Here is a 13,302-nt window from a genome sequence, read left to right on the forward strand (position 1 = left end):
TCCAACCGTTGCCGGGAGTGGTTGCTTTTCTCCCTCGGAATGGAAACTTTCGTGACACTTCTCCACCAGGAGTAGAATGCTTTTGAGCCCGAAAATGCGTGTCGAACCGAAAAACGAAGGTGTGGCCCCTATCTCGTTTCTCTCACTCGCTGTGGTTTCGTTGTCCGCGCTGCTGTGCGCCAGCTGCGGCGCCCCCGTTCAGCGGAATGTTTCGGATTCTGCGTCGGCCATGCCCAGCGCTACTGGGGGAGTTGTGCACGTCGCCTCTCCGACCGGCAAGAAGGCGACGGACCGCGCGAGCATCCAGGCCGCTCTGGAACAGGTTGAGCCCGGTGGCACCATCCAGTTCGCGCCGGGGACGTACCTGATCGGCGCAGGCATCCGGATCCAGGTGGCGCGGCTCACCCTACGCGGCCACCCCCAGGGCACCACGCTACGCGGCTGCGATCCGGACGAATTCGCGACCTACGGCCTCCCGGAGCTGTCGGAGAATTGCGAAGGTCTCCGGCTGCTCGCAGGGCATCAGTCGGTGCACGATCTCACCTTCGAATACGCCTTCACCGGGCTCTATCTCGGCCTGCAGTGGGAGACGGGCGATCACCGAGCGCACCGCACCGAAGGCGGCGATCGGATCATGAACAACACCTTCCGGACCGGGAAAGGTATTGTCCTCCACGGCGACTGGCCGGAGCCATCGGTCATCCGTAACAACCGCTTCATCAACAACTATCACGCGGTCAATATCTTCGGCGCCACGGCCCACGTACTCGACAACCACTTTTCCGTGCCCGAGCCAGAGCGGGTGCCGATTGCCGGCTTCCCGGACGAAGCCGTCCGGATCTTTCCCCGCGACCGGGAAGCCGGGGACACGCTGCCAACCGTCTGTGGCCGCAACGTGGTCGCCGGCAATCGGATCGAAGGGGCGCTCATCGGGATTGAGATCCGCGTTCGGGAGGCGGACACGAGCTGTGAAGGGAATGTGATCCGGAATAACTGGATCGCCGTGACGCCCGCGCGTGTGCCCGAGTGGAGTTCGGTTCCGGCGCCGGATGACAGCCGCATCGTCTACGGATTGGCGCTGGCGCTGAACGACCTTGCGGCCGAGGGTTCCGGTGCGGAGAGTGACGCCGCAGCGCCCCGCATTTCAGGCAACGTCATCGAAGGGAACCGGATCATCGGGGGTTCGGGCCCTGCCATCCAGCTATACGGGGCAGCGGGCAACCGGATCGTCGACAACACCATCACCGGGGTACGACTACGGGAGACGTATCCGGGCCACACGCTGTATCTCCCACCGCCCGGCACCGATGCGAACGGCTCCGGTATCTGGATCTCCCACGGCAGCGACGACAACGAGATCGTCGGCAACACCTTCGAGGACGTGGCGTCGTACGCCATCGTGATCGAGGGTGATCGGAATCGCGTGGTCACCGCGAGCGCGAGCGACTCCGTGCGGGACCTGGGGCGCGGCAACCGCGTGACCGGCTCGAGCGCCACGCCCGCAGCGGCGGAGCCGGCGCACCCGGAGTGGCGACCTGTCGCCTCACCGGACGGGGCCAGAGTATTTGCTCTGGCCTATGCGGACGGCACGCTGTTCGCCAGCACGAGGGCGGGGCTGTTCGCATCCGAAGATCTCGGGACCTCGTGGCAGCTGCGGGGTCCCGCGAGTCGCCTGATCTCACGCGTGCTCCCGACGGCCGAGGGCGCGCTGCTCGTGGGCACGTACCGCCAGGGCATTCTCCGCTCGGACGATGGGGGGCGGACATGGTCACCGGTCGGGTTCGAGCGGAACATCTACACCCAAGGCCTTGTCCAGGATGCCGACGGTCGGATCTACGCGGCGGTTCGGCGCGCGGTAGAGGACGAGCCCACCGGCGTCTTCCGTTCCTCCGATGACGGCCGGACCTGGGTCGCAGCGGGCCTCGGGGCCGAGGAGGTCTACTCCCTCAGTCTGCCCCGCCCCGGGCTGCTCTTCGCCGGCACGCGCCGGGGGCTGTTCCGCTCCGAGGACGGAGGGGCTACCTGGTCCCGCATGGCATCGCTTCCATCGGAGGCTCCCGTGTTGAAGGTGGTGGCCGCGGGAGGACATCTCTATGCCGCGATGGGGTCACGCCTCTCCCGAACCCCCGGCGGCGGCGTAGCGCGTTCCGCGGATGGCGGGCGATCCTGGCAGCCGACGGAGGGACTGCCCCCGGGCACCTCCGTTCAGGACCTCGTTGTTCGGGACGGAGTGGTGTTCGCCGCCACGGGCAATGTGGTGCACGGCGGCGGAAGAGGGGCCTTCCGCCTGGATGAAGGGGGCAGCTGGCAGCCCGCCCGACTCCAGGACGTGTGGCTCCTGTCGCTGCTCGAGACCCCGGACGGTCTGTTCGCCGGAGCCTACGAGCTCGGGGTCTTCCACTCCGCCGACGGTCGGACGTGGAACCACCGCTCCGCCGGACTCCGGAACTGGGAGCCGACTTCCCTTCTCTTCGATGACAAGGGTCTCCTGTACGCGCTGTCGGTGAGAAGCCTGTTTCGCTCGACCGACCGTGGGCGGAGCTGGGTCGAGACGCCGCGGCCCGAGGGCTCGGCGCCCCCCAATCCGTGGAGCCTGGCCGCGGATTCGCGCGGCGACCTGTACCTGGCGGGCGAGGGCGGGGTGCTGGTTTCGTCGGATCAGGGCCAGTCATGGGAGATCCGCCCGATCCCGGGCGAGGACGGTCAGGTATTCGCCGTCACCATGGGCTGCCGAAGTCGGCTGTACGCGGTCGTCAGGGGGAAGGCCGCCTATACGTCTGCCGACGGGGGCCGGACGTGGGAGGTCGTGGATCTCCCGGCCCCGCCGCGCATGGCCCTTTTCGCGAGCCCGGCCGGCGCCCGCTTCCTCACGGCCCCGGACGGGACCTGGCGCTGGAGCGAGGGAGAGTCCTGGCGAGCGGTGAACGAAGCGCAGGTCGGACATTTGACCGCCTGTGGCGATGCCCTGATCGCCGGCACGTTCGCGCGAGGGTTGCTCCGGAGCACCGACGACGGCCGCACGTGGACCCCGATCACCGAGGACTTGCGCGCCGAAGCGCAGCAGGCGGGCTACATCACCTTCACGTCGATCGCCTGCCTCCCGGCCGGGGGCATTCTCGCCGGCACCTTCTGGGACGGCGTGTTCTACAGCCCGGACGGGGGCGCAACCTGGGTCGACGTGAGCGCAGGCTTGCCTTCGCCCTCGTCGCAGGACTTCGCGACGACGCCGGACGGACAGGTCTTCGTCGCCACGCCGGCTGGCGTGTACCAGGCGGATTTCACGGGTGCTCCGCAGCGCGGGGATGGTTCGGTCCCGACGGAAACCGATCGGCTCCAGCCGGACGTTCAAGAGGGAGGTGGTCACCAAGCTGTGGGCGAGGACGGATGATGGGTGGAAGATCGTCCACTTTCACTCCTCGGTGCATGAGGTTGCGCCGACGGCCGTCGTTGTGGCGAGCTATGGAAGTTCTGGATCATGATTCATCCCCGCGCCTCCCGTATCTCTGTCGAGTCCGAATAGCGAAGACCGTCGCCGCCTCCCCGCGGGGGGATGGGCATTAAGCCAGCGCACTCTCCTCGCCGCCGTCGCGCATGAACAGGCAGGTGGCGCCGGTGGCGTCGCGTAAATGCCAGAGCAGGTCGGTGTCGAACTCGCTCGGCAGCGGGAAGACGTTGATGTCGGCGTGCGGGGCCTGGCTGGCGTAGCGGCCGAACTCGCCGTCGGCGACGTGCACGCTGGTCGCGGCCGGCAGGCGCGCCAGGTCGACCAGGCGGACAAGGAACTCCTGCGCGCGCTCCTCGTGCGCCGTGTCCTCGACCGCCGCGATGACGTTGAGCGCGCCGTTCCAGCTGTCGGTTAGCCGGTAGGCGAGCAGGATGGCGAGATCCAGGTTCTCGAATTCCATGTCGAGCTTCCACTCCGGCCCCTGGTCTGGCAGCCACAGGTTGACGCGCTCGCGCCGCCCGAGACGCGCCGTCTCGTGCTCGACGAACAACACTACGCCCATGCGGTGGCGCCTTGCCTCGGACATCAGCTCGTCGAGCGCAGCGTGCGTCTCGCGGTCTTTTGGCAGCTGCAGGAACAGCACGTTGGGGCGGAAGAAGGCTCCGGCGAGCACCTCCATCCCCGTACGCACGTCGTCCTGGAAGCGCTCGGAGCGCAGCACCGTCGCCATTGCAAAGACGCCGCGCTCCTGGAAAGCGCGCACGGAGTCCAGCAGTTGCGCCTCCACGTGTTCGACCTCCCGCTCCGGAGCCATGCCCAGCAGCTTGAGCGAGCCCATCGGGTGCGTCAGGTGATGCAGCAGTTCGAACTGGCCGTGCAACCGGCTCGGGTCCTCGATCGGCACCAGCAGGTTTGGTTTCCAGGCCCGCTCCGCCGTGCCGCGCGCAAGGCGCACGCGCTTGGCGGCCCACTCGGCAAGCGCGGTGAACAGGCCGCTGCGCACGTCGCCCATCGGCGCCGCCAGCGTGCGGTGGACGAGCACGAAATACAATGCGACGACGAGCACCAGAGCGACGAGGCTGAACACTGGGTTGACGATGAACATCACCAGCAGGCAGCCGGCCAGGCCCATGAATGGCACGAAAGTGGGCACTTTCAGCAGCGGCCGGTAGCTCAACAGCCGCAGGCGCTGCTCGATCAGCACGACGAGATTGATCGTCGCGTAGGTGAGCAGGAAGAACATGGTGATCAGCGGTGCAATCGCGTTCAGGTCGCGCAGCATGAGGCCGGCGATGACGATCAGGGACGTCACCCAGGCGGCGTGGCGCGGTTCGTTGCCGCTGGTGGTGCGCGCCAGCCATCCGCCAGCGGGAACGATACGGTGCACGGCCAGCGCCTGCAGGATGCGGGGCGCACCAACGAAGGAAGCGAGCGCCGAGGAGAAGGTCGCCGCCAGCAGGCCGGCGAGCACGGCTGGACCCCAGAAGGCGTAGTCGATCATCGCCGTGTAATTGGTCAACAGCTCGTCGTGCGGAATGGCGCGCATCATCCACCAGGCCAGCGCCAGGTAGATGACGAAGCTGATGGCCACCGCCGCCAATGTGCCCGTCGGAATGGCGCGGCGCGGGTTCTTGAGATCTCCGGACATGTTGGCGCCGGCCATGATGCCGGTCGCCGCGGGGAAGAAGACCGCGAAGACAACCCAGAAGGTGGTGCCCGTGAAATTTTCTTCCGGCGCGCCCTCGAACTCGCCCCACCATACGACCGGGTTGTCCATCGGGGCCGTAAATGCCGCGATCGCCACCGAGGCGATCGACGCGACGATGATCGCCACGATGAGAAACTGTATGCGCATCGCGAATCGTGTGCTGATCAGCGTCAGGCCCAGGATGAGGCCGAAGACGATCAGGTCGATCGCTATCGACGGCAGTCCCGGCACTCCCATTGACTGCGCCGCCCATTCCCAGCCAGCGCGAAAGCCAAAGACGTACATGACGACGCCGAGCGCCTGCGCAACGAACAGCGGCACGCCGAGGGCACCACCGACCTCCAGGCCGAGCGACTGCGAGATCATGGAGAACGCGCCGCCGGCGCCGACCCGGATGTTGGTGACGAAGCTCGACATCGACAGCGCCGTGAAACCGGTGATGACGAAAGCGATGCCGATGATCGCCCAGGCGCCGCCCAGGCCTGCATTGCCGGTGACCCAGCCCAGGCGCAGGAACATGATGACGCCGAGTATGGTGAGCAGCGTCGGCGTGAACACTCCGGCGAACGTACCGAACTTGCTCGCCTGCGCCTGCTCGTGCTCCTCGGCCTGGCGCTGGATGTCCTTGGCCTCTTCCGCTCCATCCGGCGCCTGGCGCTCGATGTCGTCGCCCGCCTCGCCTTCGCCGCGCATGCCCTCTTCTTCTTTGGCCATGACCCTCTCCCTTTTGCGCGTTTCACGCCGGATGCAGGACGTCGCGGCCGACCATGACCATCACCACGACGTCATGCACTGAACGCCGTGAAACGGTGGCGTTTCAATCCGGGAACCCTGGACGGACTGGACGGAGAGCCGGTGGACGTGATCTTCCGTACCACGGTCAGCTTCAACGTTCCCTGATAGCCGGCCCGCCGTTCTCAGGAGTCCGTTCTCCCCCTCCCGATTCTTCTTTCGGTTGCCCTCCGAAGATCGGCTCGGCGGGAGTCTCGCTCTCCTGCTGGTTCATGCTCGATGCGGACGGTTCGTGCTCGATTTGGGCGGTTCATGATCACAAGAAGACAGTTCATATTAAAAAAAGGACAGTTCATGTGAAAGTCTGCTCCGCGGCTCAGAATGAACGGTTGGGAGGAGGCGGCCGGCCCTCTTCCAGGGACGGCCATCGTGACACTGGTCATCCTTACGCTCCATGCTGAGCTGACTCCCGTCCGGCTGCTCATCACTGACTTAGAGGGGGAGGTGATCGTGGCGGTCGCTACAGCCGCTCGAGGGTGGTCACGTTCAGGGTCGTGCCCTGCATACAGAAAGACATCTCGGCGATCGATCCGGTGACCCGTACTCGATCTCCCGGCGTGAGCTCTTCATTCGAGGACCCGAGGGTGTAGAGCGTTCCATCCTCGGTTCGCATGGCGAGACATTCGACGCCTTCGTCGGTGATTTGCCCGGTGACGGTGATCGTGTCGCCGTCGTTCGATCCTCCGGTCACCGCGAGGGGAGAGGACAATGCCTTGATGCGAGCGTCCGGTGTGGCGACGACGAAGAGATACGAATCGCTCGATGTGGCGGACCGCGGGATCGCGACCTGTCGTTCGATACGACCGGTCTCATCGGTACGCCCACGCTCGATCACGTCGTACTCCGACCGAGGTGGTCCGGCTCCGATGATGACTTCCGTATCGGGTGGAAAGCCCTGGCCGGTGACCGTCACCATCTCGCCCGGTGCGCCACTCGTTTTCGAGACCGACGCTACGGGCTCATCGGGCACGTCCGGCTCGATGGTCGTCTGATTCGCCGTGCAGGCTGCGCTCGCAACCAGCACGAACGTTGCGATCAGTGAGAATCTGCTCTTCAGTGCATTCATGTTTTAACGGTGAGTGCGAGGTTCATTCCGTGATGGCGACCGGAACGGAGCTCGCAAGAGCAAAGACGACAGCCGGACCACCGCGGTGGTCGGCCTGCTTCGAAAATGTCTCGTACGGAACCACAAAGGAGGATTGATCAATGAAAGAATGGGCTCTCGGTTTCATTTCAGTGGCACCTATGATCGTCGCGTCGTGCACCACAGCAGATCGTGCCGACGATCATCTGATTCCGCCTCCTGACGAGGCTGCTATCGTTGCGACGTGTGAAGGATTCGGCCCACAGACACCGCGTGACATCGACAATCGACGCGGACAGAATCCGATCGTTTCTTCCTTTGCACCCGATTATGAACGAATGAACCTCTGCAACATCCATTTTCATAAGAGCGCCGAGCATCGATCGAAAGCATTCGCAATTCCTGCCGAGAACAGCGATGGTGGGTTTCGCTGTGCGATCAGCGAAACTCTGACTGCCGCCGAACTGAGGCGGCCCGCGACCGACGTTTGTTCAGGTCTCCAGCCCGGCGACACCATCGAGGTCCACTGGGTCTACTCATCCTGCGACGTCGCCCCGGGGGAAGGCCTCGGCGCCTGTCTCAACGACACGTGCGCCAATCCGGACCTCAGAGTCGAAACGCAGGTGTTCACACTGGTGAATGATCCTTCCGCCCTGGACTTCACCGACTTCGGCTACACCGGCTCCAGGACCGGCGTCTATCACCAGGCCGCATCGCTTCCCACAGGGACCGGCACACCCGTAACCTTCCTCGGGTCGACGACCGGTCCGAGCTATTCGAATGAACAATGTTCGCCCCTCCAGGTCTCGTGGAGCGTCAGACCGGAATGTGCCAGGCTCGACATCAACTCACTCGGCACGTGGTGCCTTTCGAATCCGTTCATGGAGGACCACGCTCACGGCGTCCGCGAGCTCGTGACCGATCCTGCGCTGCTGGCACCGATCAGGTAACTTTCATCGTCTCGCGAAGGGCGAAGCAGCCGAGCCGATCAGGTCGCCAGACCTGCGTAGGTGCCCGGTCCCGGGTGGTAGAGTCAGACTGCGCGAGGTATTGCGACGGGACGGCGAAAACAGAGGAACGAATCCCGAGACCGAACCAGCGACGATCGGGTTGTCGAGCTGTGGAAAACGTTCCGAGCCTCTCCGCGACATCGCCGCGCTTTTCGGGCTGCGGGCCCATGCACACCTGACGAGATCGACGCTCGACAAGCGCTCGTACAGAGGCTGGTTGTCAGACGCGACGACGCTTGCAACGATGCCGGGAGAATGACTCGTGGTCATCATCATCGTGAGAAGATCATCTCGCGGTTGTTGCCGCGCGAGGTCACGTGCCAGAGAGCGCCACGATGTTCGAGTCTGGGCGGTCGAGCCATAGCGAGACCATCCCTCGGTGAGAGAAAAAAGTCCAACCGTTGCCCGAATTGGGAGACGACTGGAAGGAACGTCTTCGAGCTCGTCCATCCCGAAGACCGGCCCGATGTGGAGAGTCGTTTCGCTGAGGTGGTTCGCCAGGAGGCGACCAGCCATCCATTCGAGCTTCGATACCGCCACAAGAGCGGCTCGTGGCGTCTCATCGAGACTGTGCTGAGTCCTGCGCGCGATCCCGACGGAAACGAGATTGTCATATCGAATTATCGTGATGTCACAGAGGCGCGTTATCTGAGACGGCAGTACGAGGAGAGCGAGCGGATCGCTGCGCTGGGGCGGGTCGCATCGTCGATGGCACACGAGTTCAACAACGTGCTGATGGGAATCCAGCCATTCGTGGAGGTGATCAAACGATCGTCCGATCCGGAGCAGCTCTCCAGCGCGGCAAATCAGATCGGCGCGTCGATCCGACGCGGAAAAAATGTCACTGATCAGGTTCTCCGATTCACTCGTGGGCAGCAGAAGCTACTGGGCCCCGTGCGGGTACTCGCATGGTTGGGGGCGCAGCTTCCCGAGATCCGGGCGATCACTCCTGAATCAATCCATCTCGACCTTTCTCTTCCGGATGAGGATCTTTGGGTCACCGGAAACCTCGAGCAGCTCCAGCAGATTCTGGTCAATCTGGTCTCGAACGCGATTCAGGCCATGCCGGAGGGGGGTGAGATGCACATCGTCGCCCAACGAGCACGTCAGGCCAGCTGGAGCTTCGGTCATGTCCCCGATCCGAAATCGATGCTGCATCTCGCGGTGTCCGACACCGGAGTCGGCATCGACCCGGAGCTCCATGGAAAGATCTTCGAGCCGCTCTTCACGACTGGCAAGGTTCACGGAACTGGTCTGGGACTTTCCGTTACGCGACAGATCATCACCGCGCACGAGGGATATCTGTTCGTGGAAAGCCGGCCAGGCCACGGTGCCACCTTTCACGCTTTCATCCCTCTCTCGACTGCCCGGCCGGAGCTAAGAAAACCCCGTGGTGACTCGCGACTCGACGAGCGGATCCGTCGGGTTCTTCTCATCGAAGACGAAGACATGATCGCTGAAGGACTACGGGTTCTGTTCGAGATGGGCGACGTCGAACTGGAGCGTGCCTCCACCGGCATCGAGGGGGTGGAAAGGGCACGTTCCGATGCCTTCGATGCGATCATTCTGGACATCGGCCTCCCCGATATCGAGGGGGAGGAAGTGTTTCAGCAGATTCGGAGCACCGACAGCGATATACCGATCGTTTTTGCGACGGGGCACGCCGACCAGCAGAGACTGGGAGAGCTCCTCCGGAAGCCGCACACCTCATTCGTCGGGAAGCCTTTCGAGCTCGACAGTCTGATCTCGGTGCTGAACGATGCATTGAGGGGATGAAGAGCCTTCCAATTAAAGCTCCCCTGGAAGTTGAGGTCACAGCCAGTAACGCAGCTTGACGAACTCGTGAAGGCGAGGCCGCGGGAAGTTAAGTTGACTTTATGGCTGTGACCCACTTCTCGACAAGCTTTCGTACAGAGGCTCGTCGTCAGACGGACGGACGGCCGCCCGCAATCTCACTTGCCCAGGTCGAATTTTCTGAGATAGCGCAGGGTCACGAAGACGATGAGCGTCACACCCGCCGCGAGAACATATCGCGAGTAACCACACGCGGAGCCGACTGCGGCCGTCGCCCAGACCGAGGCCGCCGTCGTGAGGCCGCGCGGCTTCGATTCGTCCACGAAGACGATCCCCGAGCCAAGAAATCCGACTCCAATCGCGATCGCGTGAATCGCACGGATCGGATCGACCTGAAGTCGCATGATGGCGGATTCGAGCTCGAAGTCGACCCATAGAGCGGCCAGCGCTACAAACAGCGCGGAGGTCACGCCCACCAGGATGTGAGTCCGAAGTCCCGCGGCTTTTTCCGCCCGTTCCCGTTCGTAACCGATCAAACCCGAAAACACGGCTGCCACCATGATCGGTAGCAGAAGTTTCAGCTCCGCTGTCACGTACGGCCCGAGATCCATTCGATCCTCCCTCTCGCTCGACCGGAGTCTACTGGCGCGATTGCCTGGATTCTATCAATGTGCCGGTGCTCGTTACGCTCGAGGGTAAAGTTGGGGTCACACCTCGAATCTAAACTTGCCGGCTACACCGTGAGGGAAGGTTGGGGTCACAGCCAGAATCGCTTTGGCGAACTGGTGAATGCCGAGAAGAGCTGGAACGCTGCGACGGCAGTTCCGAAGATCTCTGAAGGGTATTCGATCGACGTTAAGTTGATTTTCCAGGTGTGACCCCGACTTCCCGACGAGGTTCATCCATATGCTCGAAGTGATCGCGACCCGTCCGTTCGTATTACAATCGACGCGCATGGATGAGGATCTCGGGCGGCACCTCGACGTGCTCGCGGAAGCGGCCGACCGGAAAGATCGACCGTATTCTCGAAGCGGCTCTTTGCTCGATGAGAAGCTCGATCGGCATCAGACCGGGAGCCGGCAGGAACTTACGGAGACGCGATCGATGATCAAACTCTCGTACACGTCTCCGATCGAAAGATCTCCGTGGAAACGACGGGTCCATCGCGGTAGTAAGACGGGGTGATCGGACAACGTCTGTCGCGGTACCGGATCGTCGAAAAACTGGGAGAGGGTGGGATGGGCGTCGTCTACAGGGCGCATGATGAGCGACTCGATCGGTTCGTCGCAATCAAACTGCTCGCTCCGGCTCTGTCAGAGGACAAGAATGCCCGACTGCGATTGCAGCGGGAAGCTTCGCTTCTTTCGAAACTGAACCACCCTAACATCACCACCATTCACGATTTCGAGACAGTGGATGATCTTGCGTTTCTCGTCATGGAGCTCGTCCCTGGGCAGACTCTGGCGGATCTCGTCCAGGATGGACCTTTCAGTGAGATCCGGATCGTGGAATGGGCGGAGCAGCTTTGTTCAGGGCTTGCCGCGGCGCATTCGCTCGGAATCATCCACCGGGATCTGAAACCGGCCAATCTGCGAATGACCCCGGATGGCAGGCTGAAGATCCTCGACTTCGGACTTGCAAAAATCTTCGAGAACCGGACGTCTGCTGACGATCCCACCGGGGTGTTGTTGTCGCAGGCCGGCGCGATCACCGGGACGATCTGTTACATGGCGCCGGAGCAGCTGGAAGGCACAATTCTCGACGGACGCACCGACATCCATGCCGTCGGCCAGGTCCTCTACGAGCTCGCCACCGGACATCCTCCATTCCAGCGGAAAACGGTTACGGAAATGATTCGCGCAATCGCCATGGAAGCTCCGCCCACGCCCGCCTCTCGCGGTGCCCGAATCAGTGGGACTTTCGAAGCAATCATCCTGAGGTGCCTCGAAAAAGATCCGGCCGACCGCTATCAATCGGCCCTCGAGCTCCTTTCGGACCTCCAAACCGTCGGAGCCCGTCCGGAAGGGCGGGAGACGTCGCCCGATCAGGTGACGGTACGCAGAAACATCGAACGACCTCCCAGGTCGGTGGCTCTCCTTCCGTTCGAGAATGCGACCGGTGCCGAGGAGTACGCCTATCTTTCCACGGCTCTTCCCGACGCTGTGGCAACTTTTCTCAGCAGGATCCGATCGCTCAACGTCCGGCCTCTTTCCAGCACGCGAAGATATCTCAGCACCGGAACGATCCCTCGCAACGCGGGACTCGAGCTTCGAGTGGATCTCGTCGTCAGCGGACACTTCATCGCCGATCCCGTCAATATCCGCGTGACTCTGGAGGTGATCGACGTCGACAGTGATCAGCTTCTGTGGGCATCGGCTCTGCGTGTGAAGCGAAGCGAGATGGAGCAGATCGACACCGAGGTCGCGAGCCGTATCAGGGGTGAGCTCCTCCCATCCCTCGGCCTGCGAGCCGGCACCGGCGCTGATGCGACACGCGCAAGAAATCCCGAGGCGTATGATCTCTATCTCCGGTCGCTCGCCCTTGCCGAGAACGTCGCACCTAACAAGGAAGCAATCGAAATGCTGGAAAAAGGGGTCGCCATCGACTCCTCGTTCGCTCCAGCCTGGAGCAATCTCGGGCTGCGACATCACCTGAATGGCAGTTACGGGCACGGAGGGAGCGAGGCTTACGACTTGTCGCAGCGCGCGTATCTGCGTGCGATCGCGCTCGACCCGGAACTGCTGTCGGCGACCTCCGGGCTCATCTTTCACTGGGTCGAAAAGGGCGACCTGTTCGGTGCGATCGATGTAGCGAGAGAGCTGCTGGCACGGCGTCCGGATGCTGTGCCGGCTCACAACGCCATGGCATATGTGCTCCGTTTCGCGGGACTCCATCGCGAGTCCGCGGAACATTCCGAAAGCGCTTTGCGACTCGACCGGGATCCGCGGACCGCTCATGCTGCTCTGACCTACCTCGCCCTGCAGGAGTACGATCGGGCGCTGGACTTCCTGGAGCTGCGATCAGGAACGGCATGGGCCGAGAACACGCGCCTGCACATCCTCCTGCACAAAGGAGCAGTCGATGATGCGCTGGCGGTTGCCCGGAGCCTCGCACCCGATCCGGCCTGGCCGGCGCGATTGGTCGCGGCGTTTCTCGAGGGACGGTCTCGCTCCGAAATCGCACGGCGCGCCGAGGAGTACGTCGAGACGAACATCCGAGTCGCCAGAGATCCGGAGTCGTCGTATCTCGACGGAGCCTTGATGGCTCATTGCGGCGAAGTGGAACGTGCGGTCGCGATGATCCGCAGTGCGATTCGCGGCGGCTACTTCTGCTACCGGAATCTGCAGCGCGATCCGCTGATCGGCAGTATCCGCGGTCTGGCGGAGTTTTCGCTCCTGCTCGAAGAAGCCCGGGCAGGCCACGACTCATTCGTGTCGTACCTCAATCGCTCCTCCAGCAAGGGGTGAGA

Annotated in this window: 9 protein-coding genes; 6 read left to right on the forward strand and 3 right to left on the reverse strand. The window is 63.2% G+C overall.

Annotation, left to right across the window (positions count from 1 at the left end; all coding sequences use genetic code 11):
- The first annotated feature begins 229 nt into the window (after positions 1–229).
- A complete protein-coding gene (locus KY459_02635) occupies positions 230–3,388 on the forward strand; it encodes a right-handed parallel beta-helix repeat-containing protein (protein ID MBW3563600.1) in 3,159 nt (1,052 codons plus the stop codon).
- 169 nt (positions 3,389–3,557) lie between these two features.
- Here KY459_02635 and KY459_02640 read toward each other — a convergent pair whose 3' ends face one another.
- Complete coding sequence (locus tag KY459_02640) at positions 3,558–5,867, reverse strand: Na-K-Cl cotransporter (protein MBW3563601.1); 2,310 nt, start codon at positions 5,865–5,867, stop codon at positions 3,558–3,560.
- 87 nt (positions 5,868–5,954) lie between these two features.
- Here KY459_02640 and KY459_02645 point away from each other — a divergent pair, with 87 nt between their 5' ends.
- Positions 5,955–6,053, forward strand: a complete 99-nt coding sequence (locus tag KY459_02645) for an energy transducer TonB (GenBank protein ID MBW3563602.1) — start codon at positions 5,955–5,957, stop codon at positions 6,051–6,053.
- A gap of 352 nt (positions 6,054–6,405) precedes the next feature.
- Here the strand turns inward: KY459_02645 and KY459_02650 are convergent, their stop codons facing one another.
- Positions 6,406–7,011: a hypothetical protein gene (locus KY459_02650; GenBank protein MBW3563603.1), complete on the reverse strand. Its 606-nt coding sequence runs from the start codon at positions 7,009–7,011 to the stop codon at positions 6,406–6,408.
- Between the two features lie 140 nt (positions 7,012–7,151).
- On the opposite strand from KY459_02650, the gene KY459_02655 reads away from it, so the two are divergent.
- Both KY459_02655 and KY459_02660 read left to right on the forward strand, forming a co-directional pair.
- A complete protein-coding gene (locus tag KY459_02655; protein ID MBW3563604.1) occupies positions 7,152–7,979 on the forward strand; it encodes a cadmium carbonic anhydrase in 828 nt (275 codons plus the stop codon).
- Positions 7,980–8,339: 360 nt separating this feature from the next.
- Positions 8,340–9,815: a response regulator gene (locus KY459_02660; GenBank protein MBW3563605.1), complete on the forward strand. Its 1,476-nt coding sequence runs from the start codon at positions 8,340–8,342 to the stop codon at positions 9,813–9,815.
- 176 nt (positions 9,816–9,991) lie between these two features.
- On the opposite strand, the gene KY459_02665 is transcribed toward KY459_02660, so the two are convergent.
- On the reverse strand, positions 9,992–10,444 hold the full coding sequence (locus KY459_02665; GenBank protein MBW3563606.1) for an MgtC/SapB family protein: 453 nt from the start codon (positions 10,442–10,444) through the stop codon (positions 9,992–9,994).
- Between the two features lie 343 nt (positions 10,445–10,787).
- On the opposite strand from KY459_02665, the gene KY459_02670 reads away from it, so the two are divergent.
- Positions 10,788–11,018 (forward strand): hypothetical protein, encoded by a 231-nt coding sequence (locus KY459_02670; GenBank protein MBW3563607.1) that lies wholly within the window; start codon positions 10,788–10,790, stop codon positions 11,016–11,018.
- Entirely contained in the window at positions 11,015–13,300 is a 2,286-nt protein-coding gene (locus KY459_02675) for a protein kinase (protein ID MBW3563608.1), read from the forward strand. Before KY459_02670 ends, KY459_02675 begins: the two co-directional genes overlap by 4 nt.
- Positions 13,301–13,302: the final 2 nt, after the last annotated feature.

It is taken from the genome of Acidobacteriota bacterium (genome assembly GCA_019347945.1).
Lineage (GTDB): Bacteria > Acidobacteriota > Thermoanaerobaculia > Gp7-AA8 > JAHWKK01 > JAHWKK01.